Origin of the sequence: Planococcus chinensis, from assembly GCF_020071995.1 — a bacterium.
Lineage (GTDB): Bacteria > Bacillota > Bacilli > Bacillales_A > Planococcaceae > Planococcus > Planococcus chinensis_A.
Genome location: NZ_JABWTK010000004.1, coordinates 168,018 through 189,155 on the forward strand (window position 1 = coordinate 168,018; position 21,138 = coordinate 189,155).

Below are 21,138 nucleotides of genomic sequence, written 5' to 3' on the forward strand. Positions count from 1 at the left end.
GACATGATACGAGTAAACGTAAAAGAAACATCTGACCGCATTTTGTCATTCGAAATGTCAGGCCACGCGGATTTTGCTGAACACGGGCAAGACCTCGTATGTGCTGGAGCGTCCGCTGTCTCCTTTGGAGCGGTGAATGCCATTATGGAGCTGACGAAAATCGAACCCCAAATCCAGCAGGAAAGCAGCGGCTATTTAAAAGTTGTGTTTCCCGATCGCCTTGATGAGAAGACAGAAGAGCAAGTTCAATTGCTCGTGCGTGCGATGATCGTTTCCTTAAAAACGATTGAACAAGATTATGGGCAATATATTAAAATAACCTTCACAGCTTAGGAGGTGGAACAGAATGTTAAGATTAGATCTTCAGTTTTTTGCATCCAAAAAAGGTGTAGGTTCAACGAGAAACGGACGTGACTCAGAATCTAAACGCCTTGGCGCAAAACGTGCAGACGGCCAACTCGTTTCTGGCGGCTCAATTTTATACCGTCAACGCGGTACTAAAATTTACCCTGGTGAAAACGTAGGACGCGGTGGAGACGACACACTTTTTGCTAAAGTTGACGGAATCGTACGTTTCGAACGTTACGGACGCGACAAGAAAAAAGTGAGCGTATACCCAGTAGCACAAGAAGCTTAATACAAAACGAAAAGGGCTGCGCTTGCAGCCCTTTTTCTTTTTCAAGAAATTCCCGCGGAATCTTGTTATACTAATAAAAGAAGCTAAAACGGGACGTGACTTATGAAAGAGACGAAAACGGTGGCACAATCGCTTCGGCATGCGCGCCATGACTTCTTGAATGAATTGCAATTGATCAATATGTATTTGGATCTGGGACGGCAGGAAGAGGCCCAAGCGATTATTCGCTCGCATGCCGAAGCGGCTATGCATCTGAGCCGGTTGTCCGGCTTGAAAATGCCGATGACTGAGGAGTGGCTGCTGCTCTCAAAATGGCAGCACCCGGAATTTCATTTTCGAGTGGAGTGCCTGGCGACAAAAGGGATCACGGAAAAAAGATGCGGCGTTTTTGGCTGTGATGGAACAATTCGTGCATACCGTAGAGCCGAAGCTGGATCCGTATGCCGAGTACGCAGGACAGATCCTTTTGAAAAATGAAGGCGAGTCTTTGACGATGGAATTAGCTTTGAACGGAAACTGGACGGATCTTGAGATTCCGGAAGTTTCAAATTTATACGCTGTAAAAGAGTGCGGTCCGGATGGCTTACGGGTCACGGTACGCGCACAGATGGAGGGATAATATGTTTGTCGATCACGTAAAAGTTTATGTTAGAGGTGGCGACGGCGGGGACGGTATGGTTGCGTTCCGCCGCGAAAAATATGTACCAAATGGCGGTCCTGCGGGCGGCGACGGCGGCAAAGGCGGCGACATCGTCTTCATCGTTGAAGAAGGTCTGCGCACATTGATGGATTTCCGCTACAAACGGATCTTTAAAGCTGACCGTGGAACACACGGCATGAGCTCCAATAAGCACGGCGCGAAAGCCGAAGATACATTCATCAAAGTTCCGCCGGGCACTGTCGTTAAAGACATCGATACCGGCGAAACGATTGCGGATTTGGTGGAACACGGCCAAACAGCGGTCATCGCAAAAGGCGGCCGCGGAGGCAGAGGAAACTCCCGTTTCGCGACGCCTGCAAACCCGGCACCGGAACTGTCTGAAAAAGGCGAACCGGGCTATGAACGCAATGTAACCTTGGAATTGAAAGTATTGGCGGATGCCGGACTTGTCGGATTTCCAAGTGTCGGAAAATCGACGCTGTTGTCCGTTGTTTCTGCAGCAAAACCGAAAATTGCGGAATACCACTTCACGACAATCGTGCCGAACCTCGGCATGGTTGAAACAGAAGACCACCGCAGCTTCGTTATGGCCGATCTTCCGGGATTGATTGAAGGCGCACACCAAGGCGTCGGCTTAGGCCACCAATTCCTGCGCCACATCGAACGTACGCGCGTCATCGTGCATGTCATCGATATGTCCGCAATGGAAGGCCGCGATCCTTATGAGGATTACGTAACCATCAATGAAGAATTGCAGCAATACAATATGCGTTTGACGGAACGTCCGCAATTGATTGTCGCCAACAAAATGGATATGCCGGATGCGGAAGAAAACCTGGCGAAGTTCCGTGAAAAATTGCCGGAAGATGCCCGCATTTTCCCGATTTCTGCGCTGAGCCGCAAAGGTTTGTCGAGCTTATTGCACGCTATCGCCGATCTATTGGAAGTCACAGAAGAATTCCCATTGATCGACGAAGAGGCGGATGAATCAGAAAGCACCGTTCTGTACAAGCACGAATCAGAGGCAGACGGCTTCGATATTACACGCGATCCGGACGGCGCGTATGTTTTGTCGGGCTATGCCATTGAGCGTTTGTTCAAAATGACCGATTTCTCAAGAGAAGACTCGATTCGCCGATTTGCCCGCCAGATGCGCGGCATGGGCATTGACGACGCGCTGCGCGAACGCGGTGCTGAAAACGGCGACACGGTCCGTTTGCTTGAGTTCGAATTCGAATTTATGGACTGATAAGGGATTTCTCCCTTACCGGTTTTAGTTGCACTTTATTTGGAGGGTTGAGGAATGAAGGATATATCGGAACAACGGTTTTATTTAGTGCGCGAGGATGTTTTGACCGAAGCGATGCAGAAGACGCTGGAAGTCAAACGGCTGCTGCAGCGCGACCGCATGTCGATTTTGGATGCGGTCAATAAAACCGGCTTATCTCGCTCGGCGTTTTATAAATATCGGGATGCGGTATTTCCATTCCATTCAATCGTGCGCGAGCGGATCCTGACGGTGTTCCTTCAATTGGAGGACCGTTCCGGGACGCTTGCGATGCTTCTTCATACGGTGGCGGAAGCCCGCTGCAATATCCTGACCATCCACCAGACGATTCCGATCCAGGGGCGCGCCAATGTGACGCTGTCGCTGGACGTGACGGCGATGGAGATGGAACTGGATGCTTTTCTGCAACAGCTGAAGAAACTCGATTTTGTCGAGTCGGCTGATATTGTATCAAGTGGATCATCATAAAGAGGAGTGGTTGGATGGCTGGACAAACTGCAAAAAACCGAATTTCATTTTTAGGGCCGGAAGCGTCGTTTACGCATTTGGCGGCGCTCCGGGTTTTCCCGGATGGCCAGCAGGTCCCGTTTGCAACGATTCCTGAATGCATTGAAGCAGTGGCAGAAGGCAGCGTCGATTACGCTGTCGTGCCGCTGGAAAATGCGTTGGAAGGATCGGTTTCGCTGACGGTCGACTACCTGTTCCATGAAGCTCAATTATACGTAACGGCTGAAGTCCTTTCGCCGATTGGCCAGCATTTTCTGGTGCACCCGGACAATGCAGACGCCGATTCGTTCGAAGCGATTTATTCGCATCCGCAAGCATTGGCCCAAAGCCATAAATTTTTATATTATACATATAAAAACACGCCGCTCGAGCAATACAGCTCGACGTCGGCTGCTGCGAAAATGGTGTCGGAACTGCCCGAGCGCCCGATTGCGGCCATTGGCAATGAATTCTCGGCGCAGAAATACGGCTTGACGATTCTGCACCGTGATATCCATGATTTCCATTTTAACCACACACGCTTTTTCGTGCTGTCCAAAACCGATCATAAACTGGAAGTTACAGGGCACGAAGGCCAGATCAAAACGACGCTGATGATTTCGCCGCCAAAAGACGACCGCTCGGGTGTCCTGCACCAGGTGCTGTCGGTATTCGCTTGGCGCCAGCTCAACTTGAGCAAAATCGAATCGCGTCCGTTAAAGACCGGCCTCGGCAATTACTTCTTTATCATCGATGTCTTGGAAGACGAAAGCGCCACAATGATGCGCGGCGCGTTCGAAGAACTGGCCGCCATCGGCTGTGAAGTCAAAACGCTCGGTTCGTACTTCACGTACCGCAACCAGGCATAAAGAAATCCCCGCAGCGATTGTGCTGCGGGGATTTTTTGTCGAAAAATGCTGAACGCAAATAAACCTGTGCTGAACGCAAATAAAAAGTTTTAAACGCAAATAAATTCCGTTGAGCGCAAATAAATCGCCATGAACGCAAATAAACTTTATGGGAAGTTGTCTTCTGGTTGGCCGTTTCGCTTTTCGCTTGCGAAAAGCATCCATTCAAAGGGTTTGGCCGTGGTGGTGAAGGCGAAAAAGTGTCCGGAATATGCTGAACGCACAGAAGACTTTCTGAACGCACACAAATTCCAACAAGTGCACACAAAACAAAAACCCGGAAACCGCCAAACGGGTTTCCGGATTTTCGCCATTCCTTATTCGTTATCTACTAACAAAAAGCCGTGCTCGCGCATAGCGGCAATCGCGCTTTCCAGCATGGCGACGTTTGGTGCGGTGATGGTGTGCAGATGCGTGCCGTCGGTGAGCTCCGATAGATAGCTCGCGCCGGTTTCGCGGACGCGCTGCATGAACGCTTCGACTTCTGCGGCATTCGACACGTGGATGCCTGCTGTCAGTTCACCATATACCGGGTGTTCAACCGATACGTCTTTGACGGTGACGCCCGCAGCCACCAGAATCTTTAATTCGCGTTCGGTGTCTTCCGGCTGGTGGCGGCAGGCGATGCGGCGGCTAATGGTTTCCGTTCCGCGCTCCCGCATATAAAGGTAGCCTTGGCTAGTCGCGATGATCGGTTCGTTCCGCGCTTTTAGGAGCGTCATGTCGCTGACGATGACTTGGCGGGAGACGCCGGCGAAGCTCGCCAGTTCGCCGCCGGTCAACGGTTCGTTTGAGGTTTTCAATTTTTCGAGCAAGATTTGCCGGCGCTGTTCGCCGTATAATTTTGTCATAGGGAATCCCAGCTTTCTTAAATGGTAATTCTATTTTAACACGGCTATTTTCATAGCGGGTTTATTTCGTAAAAGGGGAACAAATATGCTATAATCAATAAGTTAAATTGGAGGGCGACGTACATGTACGATTACATAAAAGGGGTTGTCACACGCGTGACCCCGGAATACTTAGTAGTGGAGCAGCAAGGGATTGGCTGGCAGATTTTCGCGCCGAATCCGTATTCGTTCGGAACGGAGGAACTGCAAGTGTTTGTGCATTACCACGTCAGGGAAGATGCGCATTTATTGTTCGGTTTTCCGACACTCGAGCAGCGGGAATTGTTCCGCAAGCTGATTTCGGTATCCGGCATCGGGCCAAAAGGGGCGCTCGCGATCTTAGCAAGCGGCCAGCCGCAGCACGTCATTGAAGCGATCGAACGGGAAGACGAGTCGTATCTCGTGAAATTCCCGGGCGTCGGCAAAAAGACGGCGCGCCAGATGATTCTCGACTTGAAAGGCAAACTGACCGAATTCTTCGGCGAGCCGTTTGAAAGCGACGTGTCACACAGTTTTTTGGCGCATGACGATGTGGAGCTGGAAGAGGCGATGCTCGCACTTGGGGCACTCGGCTATTCCGAACGCGAAATTGCGAAAGTGAAGCCGAAGCTGAAAGACCTGGATTTGAACACAGAAGGCTATATGAAAAAAGCGCTGCAATTATTATTGAAACAAAACTGATGAAAAGGAGGCGGACGGCATGGAAGAACGGGTAATCGGAGGCGAAGTTTCCGAATTTGATGAGCGCTTTGAGCAGTCGCTGCGCCCGCAGTATTTGGCGCAGTATATCGGCCAGCAAAAAGTGAAGCACAATTTGGAAATTTTCATCGAAGCGGCGAAAATGCGCGAGGAGAGCTTGGACCATGTACTTTTGTACGGGCCTCCTGGACTCGGAAAAACGACATTGGCAGCCGTCATCGCCAATGAAATGGCAGTAAATGTGAAAATGACGAGCGGACCGGCAATCGAACGCCCGGGCGATTTAGCGGCCGTCGTATCGTCGCTTGAACCGGGGGATGTGCTTTTTATCGACGAAATCCACCGGCTCAACCGCTCGATTGAAGAAGTGCTGTATCCGGCAATGGAAGATTTCTGCCTGGATATCGTGGTCGGCAAAGGGCCTACTGCGCGCTCGGTGCGGCTTGATTTGCCGCCGTTCACGCTGATTGGTGCCACTACGCGTGCAGGCGCCTTGTCGGCACCGCTGCGGGACCGTTTCGGCGTGCATGCACGACTCGACTATTACGACACCGAATCGCTGACGGATATCGTCGTACGCAGTTCGAAATTGTTCGAAGCAGATATTGCGCCGAATGCAGCGGTTGAAATCGCTCGGCGAAGCCGTGGGACCCCGCGTATTGCGAACCGTTTGTTAAAACGGGTGCGCGATTATGCACAAGTACGCGGCAACGGCACGATTACAGAAGACATGGCCTCCCAGGCGCTTGAAATGCTGCAGGTCGACCCGCTCGGCCTGGATCATATCGACCATAAATTGATAATGGGCATGATCCAGCGTTTCCGCGGCGGCCCGGTCGGCCTGGATACGATTGCTGCAAGCATCGGCGAAGAGTCGACGACGATTGAAGACGTCTATGAGCCGTATTTGCTGCAGATCGGCTTTATCCAGCGCACGCCAAGAGGGCGCATTGTTACACGGCTTGCTTATGAGCATTTCCAGATGGAAATGCCTGAATGATTCTAAATGAAGGAAGTTTTGAAAAATGAACGTAAACGATTTTGATTTCCACCTGCCAGAAGAATTGATTGCCCAAACGCCGCTGCTTGACCGGACGTCAAGCCGGCTGTTGGTGATGAATAAAGAAACAGGCGATGTCGACCATCGCCATTTCCGCGATATTATCGATTATTTGCACGAAGGGGACACGCTCGTCCTGAACGATACGCGCGTCTTGCCGGCGCGCCTGATGGGCGTCAAGGAAGAAACCGGTGCCCATATCGAATTGCTGCTGTTGAAGCAAGTTGAAGACGATGTATGGGAAACGCTAGTCAAGCCGGCGAAGAAAGTGAAAGTGGGCACGGTCATTTCATTTGGCGACGGACTATTGAAAGCAGAATGTACGGCGCTTCTTGACCACGGCGGCCGCCATTTCAAAATGATCTACGACGGCATTTTCTATGAAATTTTGGATGCTCTTGGCGAAATGCCCTTGCCTCCATATATCCGCGAAAAGCTGGAAGACCAGGAGCGCTACCAGACCGTATTTGCAAAAGAGCGGGGAAGCGCTGCGGCTCCGACTGCCGGCCTTCATTTCACGGAAGAACTGCTCGATGAAATCCGCGCAAAAGGCATCAATATCGCTTTTATCACGTTGCATGTCGGACTGGGCACATTCCGCCCGGTATCGGTCGATTCGATCGATGACCATAAAATGCATGCCGAATTCTACCGCATTACGCAGGAAACGGCAGATCTCATCAACAACACGAAAAAACAGGGCGGCCGTGTCATTTCCGTCGGCACGACGTCGACCCGCACGCTTGAATCCGTTGCAGAGAAATTTGGCGGCGAGCTTCAGGAAGACAGCGGCTGGACCGATATTTTCATTTTCCCAGGCTTTGAATTCAAAGCAATCGACGGCTTGATCACCAATTTCCACTTGCCGAAATCGACGCTGGTCATGCTGGTCAGTGCCTTGTCGAACCGCGAAAACATTTTAAATGCCTATAACGAAGCAGTAAATGAGCGCTACCGTTTCTTCTCGTTCGGGGATGCGATGTTCATTGAACCACAGAAAAAGGAGACTCACCAATGACTGAAGCAGTATGGTACGAACATATTAAAACATGCAAACAGACCGGAGCGCGTTTAGGGATTGTCCACACGCCGCACGGTTCATTTGAAACGCCGGCGTTTATGCCGGTTGGCACGCAGGCAACCGTGAAAACGATGTCGCCTGAAGAATTGAAAGCGATGGATGCCGGCATTATTTTGAGCAACACGTACCATTTGTGGCTGCGCCCAGGCAACGATGTGATCCGCGAAGCAGGCGGCCTGCACAAATTCATGAACTGGGACCGTCCGATTTTGACGGATTCCGGCGGCTTCCAGGTGTTCTCTTTGAGCGAATTCCGCAACATCAAAGAAGAAGGCGTCCATTTCCGCAACCACATGAACGGTGACAAATTGTTCCTGAGCCCGGAAAAAGCGATGGAAATCCAGAACGACCTTGGTTCTGACATCATGATGGCGTTTGATGAATGCCCGCCATACCCGGCTTCCCATGAATATATGAAATCAAGCGTCGAGCGGACATCCCGCTGGGCGGAGCGCTGCATGGAAGCGCATGCCCGCAAAAAAGACCAAGGCTTGTTCGGCATCATCCAGGGCGGCGAATACGAAGACTTGCGCAAACAAAGCGCACGCGATCTGGTGTCGCTTGATTTCCCGGGATACGCCATCGGCGGTTTATCCGTCGGCGAACCGAAAGACGTCATGAACCGCGCACTTGAATTCACGACGCCATTGCTTCCGGCAGACAAGCCGCGTTATTTGATGGGCGTTGGCTCTCCGGATTCATTGATCGACGGAGCGATTCGCGGCGTCGATATGTTTGACTGCGTCCTGCCGACACGCATTGCGCGAAACGGCACACTGATGACAAGCACGGGGCGCCTGAACATCAAAAACGCAGCATTCAAGCGCGATTTCACGCCGATCGACGAAAAATGCGACTGCTACACATGCACAAATTACACGCGTGCGTACGTGCATCACTTGATTCGTGCAGATGAAACCTTCGGAATCAGACTTACTAGTTATCATAATCTGCAATTTCTGTTAAACTTAATGAAACAGGTACGCCAAGCGATTCGTGAGGACCGCCTGGGAGATTTCCGCGAAGAATTTTTTGAAGCTTATGGTTTCAATAAGCCAAACGCTAAAAATTTCTAAAAGAAAAGAGAGAGTGAAAGGGGGAACTTGAAAAATGGATACTTTGGTAGCATTATCACCGTTAATCTTGATGTTCTTGTTAATGTGGTTTTTCATTATCCGTCCTGCACAAAAGCGTCAAAAAGCGACAGCTAACATGCAATCGGAATTGCGCCGCGGAGACCGTGTGGTAACAATCGGAGGCCTTCACGGCCAAGTAGACGCTGTGGATGACACAACGGTTTACCTGACTGTTGCAGACGGAACTCGTATGCAATTCGAGCGCCAGGCAATCGCCCGCGTTGTCGATTCAGCAAAAACAACTGTCTAAGAAAACTCGCCTTCGACTTTGAAGGCGATTTTTTTTAATTAAAAATTGAACCGTATATAGTTGAATTAAACAGCTTGTTGAGTAAGATATACAATAATTTCCTTTAGAGTATCTCTGATATTCCGCAAAACAGCTCCGCTAAAAACATATGCTCCTGTTTCTGCATCGCTTCGCTAGCTTCGAAACATGAAAGAGCGTTGCATCGCTTCGCTAGCTTCGTCGCAAAGACTTAGCCTCGCAGGCTTCGGCTAATGTCTTTCCTGCGGGCTTGCGCCGAACTAACTCGGCCTGGCAGCCGAGTGGATTTCGGCACTTCGCTGTCCCGCGGGAGTCTCCGCTGTTTTGCTCCATATCAAGAAAGGGCATGAAACTACGGGTTGCTTGATTTTCCCGCTTCTTTACACGTGACATCTTGTAAAGAAGCGGGAAAATAGAATGAAGCGGAAGGCGGCGAAAAACCACTGCTCCTGTTTCTGCATCGCTTCGCTAGCTTCGAAACATGAAAGAGCGTTGCATCGCTGCGCTAGCTTCGTCGCAAAGGCTTGCCCTCGCAGGCTTCGGCCAATGCCTTTTCTGCGGGAAAGCGAAGCCGTCGAGACCCTGGAGTTGCAAAGCGAATGTTTTTTCAATTTGCGACGAGTAATCGCAGGAGCAACGAAGCGGCTCGACGCGAGCCCGCGAAAAGCGTCCGCCTGAAGCGGAATAATTATGATTGCCAAAATTTCTCGGCATTTTGAATTAAAGAAGTATTTACTTTATACACTGCTTTGGAGCTGTTTTACGGAATATCGTCAAATATAAGCAATAATCTCATAAAAAATAAAAAGCAATGTTCTCAATATTCCTGCAATCGGATACAATGGAAAAGAACGGATGGAAGGAGATTTAAAATGGTAGATTTTACCGATCAATATGACATGGTGCTGCCTGCATTGGAAAGCAAAATTGCTGAGTTCCATTACATGCAGTACGACACCGTAACACCGGAGTCATTGTGGCAATTCTGTTTGAAGAAAAAGTGGAAGAAGAAAAATATCGAGGACATGCGGCTTCACGAAATGGTCAACGATATTATGGGGACGACCGCTTCGGAATTTGTCGCGTATCATCAGGTGGAAGGGTTAAAAGGAGCAAGCTTCTTTGCAGAAGGAAATTTGGCAGAGCTCGAGCAGCTCTTGCGTCCGGTTCCAAAAAAGCCTTCTTCGAATTGACACCTTAAAGCGGCTGTTTCATAATGATAGTGCTGTGTTTTTCACACTGAGGAGGAATAGTTACATATGAAAGCAAGAGGCCGTATAATCGCCTTTTTCCTAATCGTCATCGCCTTGATAGGAATTATGGCTCCCACGAGTTTACCCATTGCAAAAGACATCAGATTGGGATTGGATCTGCAAGGCGGATTCGAAGTTCTCTATGAAGTAAAACCGCTTAACGGCGGGGAGCAGGAAATTACGCAGGATGTCCTGGCCGATACAACGGACGCTTTGATGAGCCGGATCAACGTGCTCGGCGTCAGTGAACCGGTCATCCAGATTGAAGGCGAAGACCGCATCCGCGTCCAATTGGCGGGTGTAGAAGACCAGGCTTCTGCCCGGGAACTGTTGTCGACCGAAGCGAACTTGACATTCCGCAATGCGGAAGATGAAGTGATGCTTGACGGCAGTGACTTGAAGCAAGGCGGAGCAACAGGAACGTTTGACCAAAACGGAGCACCCGTTGTAACCCTTGAATTGAACGATCCAGGGAAATTCGCGGAAATCACGAGCGAAATTTCACAATTGCCGCCGCCAAGCAATGTCTTGGTCATTTGGCTGGATTTTGAAGAAGGCGTAGATTCATATGCAGAGGAAGTAACGAAGCCGGATCCGAAATTCGTTTCCGCGCCGCGTGTCTCTCAGCGCATCAATTCACAATCGGTTGAAATTTCCGGTGCCTTCACAGTAGAAGAAACGCAGAACTTGGCGGGCATTTTGAACGCCGGTGCGCTTCCGGTCAGCCTGGAAGAAATCTACTCGACTTCAGTCGGCGCCCAGTTCGGTGCTCAGGCGCTTGACCAGACGGTGTTTGCTGCCGGTGTCGGTATCGCGTTGATTTTATTATTCATGCTGATTTACTACCGCTTGCCGGGGCTAGTCGCTGTTGTGACTTTATCCGTCTACGTTTACTTGATTCTTCTTGTATTCGAATGGATCGGTGGCGTTCTGACGCTGCCGGGTATCGCAGCGATCATGCTCGGTGTCGGGATGGCAGTCGATGCCAATATTATTACGTACGAACGGATCCGCGAAGAACTGCGTGTTGGCCGCTCCGTCAAGGAATCGTTCAAAGCCGGAGCAGCGAGTTCGTTCTCAGCAATCCTGGACGCCAACGTAACGACGTTGATTGCAGCGATCGTCTTGTTCATTTTCGGAACAAGTTCTGTTAAAGGCTTTGCGACGCTATTGATCATTTCGATCCTGGTTTCCTTCCTGACAGCTGTCTGGGGATCGCGTCTATTGCTTGGACTATGGGTGAACAGCGGCGTACTGGATGGCAAATACGGCTTGTTCGGACTTAGAAGATCGCTTGTCCACAAACCGGAAGAAAATCTTGAAATCCTTGATTTGTCGACTCGTTTCGACCGATTCGATTTTGCCGGCAACCGCAATAAATTCTTTATTGCTTCCATCGCCTTGATTGTGGCAGGCATGGTGGTCATCGGAATTTTCCGCTTGAATCTTGGAATCGACTTCTCAAGCGGTACGCGTGTCGAAATTACATCTGAATCCGCGTTGACCAAAGAAGAAGTCCAAAGCTTCTTGACGGAATCCGGGTTTGAGACAGAGGATGTCGTCATTTCAGGCGATGCGTCGAATATTGGCGTAGCGCGCTATACCGATGATTTCAGCCAGGAACAAATCAATGAATTGAAGGCTGTGGCTGCTGAAGAATTCGGTGCAGAGCCGAATATTTCAACCGTATCTCCGACAGTCGGATTGGAACTGGCGAAAAATGCAGTTAAAGCATTGGCTTATGCGGCCATCGGCATCATCATTTATGTGGCCTTCCGTTTTGAATGGCGCATGGGTGTCGCTTCCATCGTGGCTTTGCTGCATGACGCGTTCTTCATTGTTGCCATATTCAGCTTGCTGCGCCTTGAAGTGGACATCACCTTTATCGCTGCGGTGCTGACTATTGTTGGCTACTCGATCAACGATACGATCGTCACCTTTGACCGGATCCGCGAGAATATGAAGCGCATGAAGAAAATCGATACGGTAGAGCAGCTGGAGAAAGTGGTCAACACGTCGCTGCGCCAGACGCTTGGGCGTTCGGTGAACACGGTTTTGACAGTGGTCTTTGTTGTAATCGCATTATTGATTTTCGGTGCTCCATCTATTACGAACTTCTCGATCGCTTTATTAATCGGGTTGATTGCCGGTACGTATTCTTCGATTTTCATTGCAGCCCAGTTATGGCTTGTTTTGAAAAAACGCGAGCTTGGCAAGAAAGGCCCAATCGATATCGAGAAAAAAGAAGCGCAATCCAAATGGGGTTCTGACGAGCCTGTTGTCTAAAAAAGAAGTTTGGCTCAGGTAGGTTCTTTACCTTGCCGGGATAAGTTTATAAAAGAAATGGAACAGGGTATAGAACTTATGACCTTGTTCCATTTTTTTATTCATTTTGAAGGGAGATGTGCACGATGAAATTTCAAGCGCTCGCCATTATCGGGCTTATACTGGCCGTATTGCTCGCAATTTTTGCCGTTGCCAATGTAGAAAATGTTCCAGTCAATTATTTATTTGGGGAAGCCCAATGGCCGCTCATTCTCGTTATTCTTGTCTCCGCTCTTTTAGGATTTCTGCTCAGCGGCATCGTTGCCATCATCCGGATGTTCACGCTGCAGCGAAAAGTCAAATCGCTGCAAAAAGAAATTGCGGTGAAGGAATCGCTGATTGCCACGCAGCAAAATGAAATTGCGGAATACCAGAAAGCCGATGTCCATCCGGAAGCGATGGTCGTCACGGATGACCGCCAAACGCTTTAAACCAGACAAAGAAGATGTCCTAAATTTCTTTTTGGGGCATCTTCTTTTTGTCTGCGCGGAAATTCTGTATAATGAACGGGTAAGGAAGTGAATGTACATGATAGAATCCAAAAAGCGATGGCGCTTGACCACTCCGGACATGGAGCGGGTGCAAGCCATCCAAAAAGAATTGTCCATTTCGTCCGTTTTGGCCAAAATATTAGTAACGCGGGGCATTACGACCGCTGAAGAAGCACGCAATTTCATGAACATGGACGCGCACGGAATACATAACCCGTATCTCATGAAAGATATGGACATTGCCGTCGGGCGCATCCGCCAAGCCATTGAAGAACAGCAGAAAATTTTAGTATACGGAGATTACGATGCCGATGGCGTAACGAGCACGACCGTCATGTTGACGGTGCTCGAAGACCTCGGCGCCGATGTCTCCTTTAAGATCCCGAACCGTTTTAAGCATGGCTACGGGCCGAATAAAGAATTGTTCCAGGAAGCGCATGATGAAGGGGTGAACTTGATCATCACCGTCGATAACGGCATTTCCGGCATCGACGAAGTGGCGTTTGCCAATAGCCTCGGCATGGAAGTCATCATCAGCGACCACCATGACATCGGTGAAACGATGCCAGCTGCACTGGCAATCGTCCATCCGCGCCATCCGGAAGGCAATTATCCGTTCGGCGAACTGGCAGGCGTCGGTGTGGCATTCAAAATCGCCCAGGCCTTGTATGAAGAAGTGCCGGACCATCTGGTGGAACTGGTCGCAATCGGCACGATTGCCGATTTGGTGCCTTTGCATGATGAAAACCGCATTCTTGTGAAAATGGGCTTGGAAGCGCTGCGGGATACGCCGCGTCCGGCGATTGACGCCTTGTCTGAAGTTTCGGGTGTGAAGCAGCGCGAAATTACGGAAGAAACGATCGGCTTTATGTTCGGCCCGCGCATCAATGCGATTGGCCGCCTGCAGGATGCCGATCCGGCGGTGCAATTGTTTATGACCGAAGATGCATCGGAAGCGCGCAGCCTTGCTGGAGGGCTCGATGTATTGAACAAAGAGCGCCAGGCGATTGTCAAACAGATTTCAGACGAAGCGACGGCGCAAGTGGAAGCGCGCTATCCGGACGGTCCGCCGCACGTCATTGTGGTGGCCCAGGAAGGCTGGAATCCCGGCGTTGTCGGAATCGTGGCTTCGAAGCTCGTGGAGAAATATTACCGTCCGACGATTGTGCTGTCGCTGAATCCGGAAACCGGCAAAGCGAAAGGCTCTGCCCGCAGCATCGAAGGCTTCCATTTGTACAATGAACTGGCTGCGAACCGCGACATTCTGCCGCATTTCGGCGGACATCCGATGGCAGCCGGCATGACGCTCGACATGGAACATGTCGAAGCGCTTCGCGAACGGTTGAACAAACAGGCGGAAACGAGTTTGACCGAAGAAGATCTAATTCCCGTAGTGGAAATTGACATCCCTGTCCGCCTGGAAGAAATCGATATCGACACAATTGAATCGATGCGCTATTTGGCGCCATTCGGCATGGGCTTTGCCAAGCCGAAGTTTTTCCTCGATGAAGTGAAAGTGGCGTCGATCCGTAAAATCGGCGCGGCGCAAAACCACTTGAAAATGGAACTGGCCCAAAACGCAGCGACGATCGATGCGGTCGGTTTCGGCATCGGCCCTCTCGGCGACGAATTGACGCCGGATGTGAAAATCGATGTGATCGGCGACCTTCAGATCAATGAATGGAACGGCCGCAAAAAGCCGCAGCTGATGATCGAAGACATCCGAACGGATGAATGGCAGTTGTTCGATATTCGCGGCATTCGGCAAGTGTCCCGCTGGTCGAAGCTGATTCCGGAAAAAGAGCAGGTTTTCCTGGCATTTAAACCGGAAACCGTTGCCGTATTCCAGACGCTTCTGCAGCAGCCGATTTATACGCCAGAGACGCTTCAAGAGCTTGATGAACCGAAATTCCATCTGGTGCTTCTGGATTTGCCGGACACCGAAGAGCAATTAGCCGAAGTTTTGTCACATATTAATCCGAAACGGATCTATGCCCATTTCTATGCAAAAGAGTCGCAGTATTTTGAGCAGATCCCTACGCGGGAGCAGTTTGCGTGGCTCTTTGCCTTTATTAAAAAACGCGGTTCGTTCGATTTTAAAAAGCACAGTGATGAGCTGGCCAAGCATAAAGGCTGGACGCGGGAAGCATTATTTTTCATGCTTCAGGTGTTTTTTGAACTCGGTTTTGTTACACTTAACAATGGACTTACAGAGATTGCAGCAGCACCGGGAAAACGGGATTTGTCGGAAGCGCCGATTTATAAGAAGCGCCAGCAGCAAATCGCGTTGGAACAAAAGCTCTTGTATGCGTCTTATAAGGATTTAAAAGAGTGGTTTGATGCGAAAGTGTCTGCCAAGGAGGAAGAATTATGGATTTAAAGCAGTACGTAACAATTGTTGAAGACTGGCCAAAACCAGGCATCCGTTTCAAAGACATTACGACAATCATGGACAATGGGGAAGCGTATAAATACGCTACCGACCAGATTGTGGAATACGCGAAAACAGTGAATGCAGAACTTATCGTCGGCCCTGAAGCCCGCGGTTTTATCATTGGCTGCCCGGTTGCGTATGCACTGGGAATCGGCTTTGCACCTGTCCGCAAAGAAGGAAAATTGCCGCGTGAAGTGATTCGCGCTGAATATGGCCTTGAATACGGCAAAGACGTGTTGACGATGCACAAAGATGCCATCAAACCAGGCCAACGTGTATTGATCACGGACGATTTATTGGCGACGGGCGGAACGATCGGCGCAACCATCAATTTGGTGGAGCAGCTGGGCGGCATCGTCGTCGGCTGTGCATTCCTGATTGAACTGACATATTTGGACGGCCGCAAGAACCTTGACGGCTATGACGTTATGACACTTATGCAATATTAATCTTTTCCCTCCGCCAATTAATGGCGGGGGGAATTTTTTATAGTCCGGCGGGTATGGAAGGGAGAGGTGATGGACATGGAGCTTAGCAAATACCACGATCCAGCAAAAAACAAGGAACTGCTGGCAGCGATATTGAACGACCCGCAGCCGATTGAAGAGCTGACCAACGAAACACAGGAACTTTTCCGCCAAATTAAATCAAACGATCGCCCCAATAGGAATTTCGCCTACAAGAAAACGCGCCTGGAGCGGCTCTGGTCATTCTTGGCCGAAGAGCATTCTATCGAAGACCCGCACCATTATTCCGAGCGGGTGGAAAACGGCGACGTGGTTCCGGAATGGAAAACAGAGCTGGACGAAGAATATACCAAACTGGAAAACGCCTTTACACGGCAAGTAAATGTGGAGGATTTCGGAGCGGTCGGAAACGGCGTAACCGATTGCACCAAAGCATTCCAGAAAGCATTCGGCAACGGGCGGGTGGATGTTTATGTGCCGGCAGGAGTGTACATCGTCCGGAAACTGGAACTGCCTTCCTGGACGCGGCTTCGGGGAGCAGGAAAAGCTTCAACCGTGCTGAAATTGCATAGCGCTGCACCGAAACGCCAGCGCCTATTGGCCAACCGGAATTTCATACGGGGCAACAGCCACATCTCGGTGGAGCGCTTGGGGCTCGATTGGAATGTGGAGCGCCTAGGAAATGTGTCAAATACGAGCGCCGGCAATAATTTTTCGAGCTGCCTGACCTATGCCCATGTTACGTATGGCTGGGTGAAAGAAGTGGCGGCTGTGAATCCGGGGCTGCATTGCTTTGACATTTCGTCTACTGTCTACAATTACGGCGGCGACGGGCGGCGGGCAAGAGGCGGCAGCCGGTATGTCTGGCTCGACCGGGTGAACGGCTGGGGATTCGGCGATGACGGCATCACGACCCACCACAGCGATTACATATTCATTTCCAATTCGCATTTATGCGACCCGAGCGGCCGTTCGCATAAAAAAGGCTTTTCCAATTCAAACGGCATTGAAATCGATGACGGTTCCCGTTTTGTGTGGCTGCTCAACAATTCAACGACGCGCTGTTTCGGCGGCGTGGAGATCAAAGCCCATGCGACCAGTTCCGCCGCGACAGGCGTCTTCATTTCCGGCCATTTGTCGGTCAGCGACAACCGCTCGTTCAACTTCCGCCATATTGGCCACCATGCGAACGAAGACCCGGATTCCCTATCCGCCTTTAATATTGCCGCACAGCGCCTGGTATCTGTTGCTCCGGTATTCACCGATATGTATGCCGGTTCGTCGCCGCGTGCTTTGGTCGTATCCGGCTTTCGCAATGTGGCAATCAACCGGTTTCTGTTTATCGGCGACCCGGAATACGATTACAAGGGACATCCGGCCGCAGCCATCCAGTACAAAGCGGGAGACGTATCGCTGACGAACGGGCGGATCACCGGTTTTAAAAAGTCGAAATCCGATCTGTATATAGGGAGCGGCGACCGGGTAATGGTGCGAAATATCCTTTGCTTTGATTCTGCGGAGCATCCGGTAAAAGGCGGCAAAGGCAATGCAACGGTCGTTGTGGAGAATGTCGGTCAGGAAGCGGTTTTTCCGACTTAAAATTTTTGTCGAAATTAATCGCGAAAAATGTCGAATTTGTGTATGCTGTGTTACTATTTATAAAAAACTTAGGCATTCATTCAGCAATTCACTGAAAATAGCGATAAAATAACAAGTAACAGCCAATAAAGGGAGGTGCATCCAGTGAAATTGAGCGGCAAGAAAATTCTTAGTTTCGTGCATCATGAATTTGAGGACCTGGAATTGTGGTATCCGATTTTGCGTTTGCGTGAAGAAGGGGCGCAAGTGGACATTGCGGGGGAAGAAGCGGGGGTAAAGTACATCGGAAAATACGGTGTGCCGGCGGAATCGGATTTTTCCTACGGCGACATCAGCCCGAAAGACTATGACGCCATCCTGGTTCCAGGCGGATGGGCGCCTGACAAGATCCGCCGGTTCCCGGAAGTGCTGAATATTGTCCAGTTTATGGACGAGCACGAACTGCCGATCGGCCAGATTTGCCATGCGGGTTGGGTGCTGATTTCAGCAGGCATTCTGACCGGCAAAAAGGTAACCAGTACGCCGGGCATCAAAGACGATATGGTGAATGCCGGTGCCGAATGGCTGGATGAACCTGTCGTTGTGGATGGCCATTTGGTGTCGAGCCAACGGCCGCCGGATTTGCCGGACTATATGCGCGAATTCATTAAAGTAATGGAGCAGCAATAAGAAAGCTTTACTTTTCTGTCCATTGTTTTTTATAATAGAAAGATATACTTTTCGAAAAATCAGAAGCAAGGTGGGCAATTATGGCGAAAGATTTAGTTAGGACACCTGAAGACGTATTCGAAATGGTTGCGTCTTATATGAATGCCGATCATGTTGATACGATAAAACGGGCATACCAAGTGGCGCTTGCTGCCCACGAGGGACAATTCCGGAAATCCGGTGAACCTTATATTGTCCATCCGGTCCAAGTGGCCGGCATACTGGCTGAACTGCAAATGGATCCTGCAACAGTGGCTGCAGGTTTTTTGCATGACGTTGTAGAAGATACGCCCGTCAGCCGGGAAGACATCGTCCGTGATTTTGATGAAGAAGTGGCGATGCTGGTCGATGGCGTCACCAAACTGAGCAAAATCAAGTACATGTCAAAAGAAGAGCAGCAGGCGGAAAACCATCGCAAGATGTTTGTCGCCATGGCGCAGGATATCCGCGTCATTTTGATTAAACTGGCAGACCGGCTGCACAATCTTCGTACACTGAAATACCAATCGGTGGAAAAGCAGCGCATGAAAGCGAACGAGACGCTGGAAATTTTTGCGCCGATTGCGCATCGTTTAGGGATCAATACGATCAAATGGGAGCTGGAAGACACAGCGCTCCGTTATTTGAATCCGCAGCAGTACTACCGCATCGTTAATCTGATGAAAAAGAAACGCACAGAGCGGGAAGCATATTTGAATAATGTCATGGATGAAATTCGCGAACAGCTCGACGAAGTCGGCATTAAAGCGGATCTTTTTGGGCGTCCAAAACATATTTACAGCATTTACCGCAAAATGGTGCTGCAAAACAAGCAATTCAACGAAATTTATGACTTGTTGGCGGTCCGCGTCACAGTGGAAAGCATCAAAGACTGCTACGCTGTCTTGGGCATCATCCATTCGACATGGAAGCCGATGCCGGGCCGGTTCAAGGATTATATCGCGATGCCGAAACAGAACCTTTACCAGTCGCTTCACACAACGGTTATCGGGCCGCAGGGCGATCCGCTCGAAGTGCAGATCCGGACTGAAGAAATGCACCGCATCGCCGAATACGGGGTTGCGGCGCACTGGGCCTATAAAGAAGGCCGGAAAGTCGATATGCCGAAAAACACTGTGGACTCCCGCTTGACGTGGTTCCGTGAAATCCTTGATTTCCAGAACGAGTCGGACAATGCGGAAGAATTCATGGAATCGTTGAAATACGATTTGTTTTCGGATATGGTCTATGTGTTCTCGCCAAAAGGCGATGTCATCGAGATGCCGGCAGGATCCGTGCCGATCGACTTCGCATACCGCGTCCACTCGGAAATCGGCAATAAAACGATCGGCGCTAAAGTGAACGGCAAGATGGCGCCGCTTGATACCGAACTGAAAACCGGGGACATCGTGGAGATTTTGACATCGAAACAATCATTTGGCCCTAGCCGCGACTGGTTGAAAATCGCCAAATCGACGCAGACAAAAAATAAGATCAAGCAATTCTTCAAAAAGCAATTGCGCGTCGACAATGTCCAAAAAGGCAAAGAATTGATTGAAAAAGAAATCAAGGCACAGGAATTTCCGGTAAAAGAAGTGCTGACGAATGAGAACATCAAGCGCGTCTGCGAAAAATTCAATTTCGCCGGGGAAGACGATATGTACGCAGCAGTCGGATTCCAGGGCATCACCGCCCAGCAAGTGGTGAACCGACTGGCGGAAAAGCAGCGCAAAAAACGCGAACAGGAAGAAGCCATCGAAAAAATTACGGTGGAAATGAAATCCAATACACCGGTGAAGCAAACCGAGTCCGGCGTCATCGTGCGCGGCATTGACAACATGATGATCCGCTTGTCGCGCTGCTGCAATCCGGTGCCGGGCGACAGCATCATCGGCTTTATCACCAAAGGGCGCGGAGTTTCCGTGCACCGCGCGGATTGCCCGAATGTACAGTCCAACCAATCCGACCGGCTGATACCGGTTGAATGGGAAAATGCCGGCGCACCGGATAAAAAAGACTACCACATCGACATTGAAGTGGAAGCTTACGACCGCACCGGTTTGATCAACGAAGTGATGCACATGGTCAGCGAAACGAAAACAACGATCACAGCTGTCAGCGGCCGGGCGAATTCGGATAAAATCGCAACCATCAACATGACGATCATGATTCCGCATATTTCTCATCTGAACCGGGTGGTCGAGCGCATCAAGCAGATTCCGGATGTCTATTCGGTGAAACGGGTAACGAACTAAGGAGGACATATGCGAGTCATTTTACAGCGTTCCAAAAGAGCAAGCGTGAAAGTGGACGGCGCGGTGACGGGAGCCATCGATTCCGGCTACGTCCTGCTCGTCGGCATCACGCATGAAGATACAGAAAAAGACGCCAAGTACGTGGCGGATAAAATTGCCGGACTTCGGTTGTTTGAAGACGAAGAAGGCAAGATGAACCATTCGATCCTGGAAAACGGCGGGGACATCCTGTCGATTTCCCAGTTCACCCTTTACGGCGATGTGAAAAAAGGGCGGCGCCCGAGCTTTATTTCGGCGGCGCGCCCTGAAGCCGCTGAACCGCTTTGGGAGTCGTTCAATGACGCCTTGCGGAATAACGGGCTGACCGTCGAAACCGGCGTGTTCGGTGCCATGATGGATGTCGAGCTCGTCAATGACGGGCCCGTGACGATATTGGTGGAGTCGTAAGAAGACCGGTACAGGAGCATGTTTCCTGTGCCGGTTTTTTATTTGCAGGAGCGTGAAGGCTTGCCT

22 protein-coding genes are annotated in these 21,138 nt (G+C 50.2%); 21 read left to right on the plus strand and 1 reads right to left on the minus strand.

Translation table 11 applies throughout. The features are described 5' to 3' along the window. The first annotated feature begins 3 nt into the window (after window positions 1-3). The 7 genes from HU147_RS08435 to pheA all read left to right on the plus strand — a co-directional run bounded on the left by HU147_RS08435 (window position 4) and on the right by pheA (window position 3,941). A complete protein-coding gene (locus HU147_RS08435; protein ID WP_224075834.1) occupies window positions 4-333 on the plus strand; it encodes a ribosomal-processing cysteine protease Prp in 330 nt (109 codons plus the stop codon). Window positions 334-346: 13 nt separating this feature from the next. Next, window positions 347-637 carry a 50S ribosomal protein L27 gene (rpmA, locus tag HU147_RS08440; RefSeq protein ID WP_036806229.1) on the plus strand — a complete coding sequence of 97 codons (291 nt, stop codon included), beginning with the start codon at window positions 347-349 and terminating at the stop codon, window positions 635-637. A 102-nt stretch (window positions 638-739) separates the two neighbouring features. Beyond that, a complete protein-coding gene (locus HU147_RS08445; RefSeq protein WP_224075835.1) occupies window positions 740-1,114 on the plus strand; it encodes a Spo0B domain-containing protein in 375 nt (124 codons plus the stop codon). 10 nt (window positions 1,115-1,124) lie between these two features. Further along, window positions 1,125-1,256, plus strand: a complete 132-nt coding sequence (locus tag HU147_RS19420) for a hypothetical protein (protein WP_263427788.1) — start codon at window positions 1,125-1,127, stop codon at window positions 1,254-1,256. Between the two features lies 1 nt (window position 1,257). Next, window positions 1,258-2,547: a GTPase ObgE gene (gene obgE / locus HU147_RS08450; protein WP_036806233.1), complete on the plus strand. Its 1,290-nt coding sequence runs from the start codon at window positions 1,258-1,260 to the stop codon at window positions 2,545-2,547. A 54-nt stretch (window positions 2,548-2,601) separates the two neighbouring features. Further along, the gene (locus tag HU147_RS08455; RefSeq protein WP_263427789.1) at window positions 2,602-3,054 is read left to right on the plus strand and encodes an ACT domain-containing protein; all 453 of its coding nucleotides are present in this window, start codon (window positions 2,602-2,604) and stop codon (window positions 3,052-3,054) included. 14 nt (window positions 3,055-3,068) lie between these two features. Next, complete coding sequence (gene pheA, locus HU147_RS08460) at window positions 3,069-3,941, plus strand: prephenate dehydratase (RefSeq protein ID WP_224075836.1); 873 nt, start codon at window positions 3,069-3,071, stop codon at window positions 3,939-3,941. 356 nt (window positions 3,942-4,297) lie between these two features. Here the strand turns inward: pheA and HU147_RS08465 are convergent, their stop codons facing one another. Next, the gene (locus HU147_RS08465) at window positions 4,298-4,831 is read right to left on the minus strand and encodes a transcription repressor NadR (RefSeq protein ID WP_224075837.1); all 534 of its coding nucleotides are present in this window, start codon (window positions 4,829-4,831) and stop codon (window positions 4,298-4,300) included. A 123-nt stretch (window positions 4,832-4,954) separates the two neighbouring features. Between HU147_RS08465 and ruvA the strand changes: the two genes are divergently transcribed. The 14 genes from ruvA (at window position 4,955) to dtd (ending at window position 21,072) form a co-directional block, all read left to right on the plus strand. Further along, window positions 4,955-5,551, plus strand: coding sequence for a Holliday junction branch migration protein RuvA (gene ruvA, locus HU147_RS08470; protein ID WP_224075838.1), 597 nt, complete (start codon window positions 4,955-4,957; stop codon window positions 5,549-5,551). A 19-nt stretch (window positions 5,552-5,570) separates the two neighbouring features. After that, window positions 5,571-6,569 (plus strand): Holliday junction branch migration DNA helicase RuvB, encoded by a 999-nt coding sequence (gene ruvB, locus HU147_RS08475; RefSeq protein WP_224075839.1) that lies wholly within the window; start codon window positions 5,571-5,573, stop codon window positions 6,567-6,569. Between the two features lie 25 nt (window positions 6,570-6,594). Further along, entirely contained in the window at window positions 6,595-7,647 is a 1,053-nt protein-coding gene (gene queA, locus HU147_RS08480; RefSeq protein WP_224075840.1) for a tRNA preQ1(34) S-adenosylmethionine ribosyltransferase-isomerase QueA, read from the plus strand. After that, window positions 7,644-8,786 (plus strand): tRNA guanosine(34) transglycosylase Tgt, encoded by a 1,143-nt coding sequence (gene tgt, locus HU147_RS08485; RefSeq protein ID WP_220628998.1) that lies wholly within the window; start codon window positions 7,644-7,646, stop codon window positions 8,784-8,786. Before queA ends, tgt begins: the two co-directional genes overlap by 4 nt. A 34-nt stretch (window positions 8,787-8,820) precedes the next feature. Beyond that, window positions 8,821-9,096 (plus strand): preprotein translocase subunit YajC, encoded by a 276-nt coding sequence (yajC, locus tag HU147_RS08490; protein WP_036806256.1) that lies wholly within the window; start codon window positions 8,821-8,823, stop codon window positions 9,094-9,096. Between the two features lie 890 nt (window positions 9,097-9,986). Further along, window positions 9,987-10,307 carry a post-transcriptional regulator gene (locus HU147_RS08495; protein WP_224075841.1) on the plus strand — a complete coding sequence of 107 codons (321 nt, stop codon included), beginning with the start codon at window positions 9,987-9,989 and terminating at the stop codon, window positions 10,305-10,307. A gap of 66 nt (window positions 10,308-10,373) precedes the next feature. Next, window positions 10,374-12,653: a protein translocase subunit SecDF gene (gene secDF, locus HU147_RS08500; RefSeq protein ID WP_224075842.1), complete on the plus strand. Its 2,280-nt coding sequence runs from the start codon at window positions 10,374-10,376 to the stop codon at window positions 12,651-12,653. A gap of 125 nt (window positions 12,654-12,778) precedes the next feature. Then, on the plus strand, window positions 12,779-13,123 hold the full coding sequence (locus HU147_RS08505) for a LapA family protein (protein WP_224075843.1): 345 nt from the start codon (window positions 12,779-12,781) through the stop codon (window positions 13,121-13,123). Window positions 13,124-13,220: 97 nt separating this feature from the next. After that, window positions 13,221-15,563 (plus strand): single-stranded-DNA-specific exonuclease RecJ, encoded by a 2,343-nt coding sequence (gene recJ, locus HU147_RS08510; protein ID WP_224075844.1) that lies wholly within the window; start codon window positions 13,221-13,223, stop codon window positions 15,561-15,563. Beyond that, window positions 15,554-16,066: an adenine phosphoribosyltransferase gene (locus HU147_RS08515; RefSeq protein WP_224075845.1), complete on the plus strand. Its 513-nt coding sequence runs from the start codon at window positions 15,554-15,556 to the stop codon at window positions 16,064-16,066. Before recJ ends, HU147_RS08515 begins: the two co-directional genes overlap by 10 nt. A gap of 75 nt (window positions 16,067-16,141) precedes the next feature. Then, window positions 16,142-17,683: a glycoside hydrolase family 55 protein gene (locus HU147_RS08520; RefSeq protein WP_224075975.1), complete on the plus strand. Its 1,542-nt coding sequence runs from the start codon at window positions 16,142-16,144 to the stop codon at window positions 17,681-17,683. A 144-nt stretch (window positions 17,684-17,827) separates the two neighbouring features. Then, window positions 17,828-18,352: a type 1 glutamine amidotransferase domain-containing protein gene (locus HU147_RS08525; RefSeq protein WP_224075846.1), complete on the plus strand. Its 525-nt coding sequence runs from the start codon at window positions 17,828-17,830 to the stop codon at window positions 18,350-18,352. Window positions 18,353-18,432: 80 nt separating this feature from the next. Beyond that, on the plus strand, window positions 18,433-20,625 hold the full coding sequence (locus HU147_RS08530; protein WP_224075847.1) for a RelA/SpoT family protein: 2,193 nt from the start codon (window positions 18,433-18,435) through the stop codon (window positions 20,623-20,625). A gap of 9 nt (window positions 20,626-20,634) precedes the next feature. Beyond that, the gene (dtd, locus tag HU147_RS08535; protein ID WP_074510960.1) at window positions 20,635-21,072 is read left to right on the plus strand and encodes a D-aminoacyl-tRNA deacylase; all 438 of its coding nucleotides are present in this window, start codon (window positions 20,635-20,637) and stop codon (window positions 21,070-21,072) included. The last annotated feature ends 66 nt before the right edge of the window (window positions 21,073-21,138 follow it).

Excerpts from the sequence above, each read along its gene's own strand:
- HU147_RS08495 (WP_224075841.1), top strand. The coding sequence starts at position 9,987 with ATGGTAGATTTTACCGATCAATATGACATGGTGCTGCCTGCATTGGAA.
- pheA (WP_224075836.1), top strand. The coding sequence starts at position 3,069 with ATGGCTGGACAAACTGCAAAAAACCGAATTTCATTTTTAGGGCCGGAA.
- tgt (WP_220628998.1), top strand. The coding sequence starts at position 7,644 with ATGACTGAAGCAGTATGGTACGAACATATTAAAACATGCAAACAGACC.
- yajC (WP_036806256.1), top strand. The coding sequence starts at position 8,821 with ATGGATACTTTGGTAGCATTATCACCGTTAATCTTGATGTTCTTGTTA.
- ruvB (WP_224075839.1), top strand. The coding sequence starts at position 5,571 with ATGGAAGAACGGGTAATCGGAGGCGAAGTTTCCGAATTTGATGAGCGC.
- rpmA (WP_036806229.1), top strand. The coding sequence starts at position 347 with ATGTTAAGATTAGATCTTCAGTTTTTTGCATCCAAAAAAGGTGTAGGT.
- HU147_RS08505 (WP_224075843.1), top strand. The coding sequence starts at position 12,779 with ATGAAATTTCAAGCGCTCGCCATTATCGGGCTTATACTGGCCGTATTG.
- HU147_RS08520 (WP_224075975.1), top strand. The coding sequence starts at position 16,142 with ATGGAGCTTAGCAAATACCACGATCCAGCAAAAAACAAGGAACTGCTG.
- recJ (WP_224075844.1), top strand. The coding sequence starts at position 13,221 with ATGATAGAATCCAAAAAGCGATGGCGCTTGACCACTCCGGACATGGAG.
- secDF (WP_224075842.1), top strand. The coding sequence starts at position 10,374 with ATGAAAGCAAGAGGCCGTATAATCGCCTTTTTCCTAATCGTCATCGCC.
- obgE (WP_036806233.1), top strand. The coding sequence starts at position 1,258 with ATGTTTGTCGATCACGTAAAAGTTTATGTTAGAGGTGGCGACGGCGGG.
- HU147_RS08530 (WP_224075847.1), top strand. The coding sequence starts at position 18,433 with ATGGCGAAAGATTTAGTTAGGACACCTGAAGACGTATTCGAAATGGTT.
- HU147_RS08455 (WP_263427789.1), top strand. The coding sequence starts at position 2,602 with ATGAAGGATATATCGGAACAACGGTTTTATTTAGTGCGCGAGGATGTT.
- HU147_RS08465 (WP_224075837.1), bottom strand. The coding sequence starts at position 4,831 with ATGACAAAATTATACGGCGAACAGCGCCGGCAAATCTTGCTCGAAAAA.
- HU147_RS08515 (WP_224075845.1), top strand. The coding sequence starts at position 15,554 with ATGGATTTAAAGCAGTACGTAACAATTGTTGAAGACTGGCCAAAACCA.
- ruvA (WP_224075838.1), top strand. The coding sequence starts at position 4,955 with ATGTACGATTACATAAAAGGGGTTGTCACACGCGTGACCCCGGAATAC.
- dtd (WP_074510960.1), top strand. The coding sequence starts at position 20,635 with ATGCGAGTCATTTTACAGCGTTCCAAAAGAGCAAGCGTGAAAGTGGAC.
- HU147_RS08445 (WP_224075835.1), top strand. The coding sequence starts at position 740 with ATGAAAGAGACGAAAACGGTGGCACAATCGCTTCGGCATGCGCGCCAT.
- queA (WP_224075840.1), top strand. The coding sequence starts at position 6,595 with ATGAACGTAAACGATTTTGATTTCCACCTGCCAGAAGAATTGATTGCC.
- HU147_RS08435 (WP_224075834.1), top strand. The coding sequence starts at position 4 with ATGATACGAGTAAACGTAAAAGAAACATCTGACCGCATTTTGTCATTC.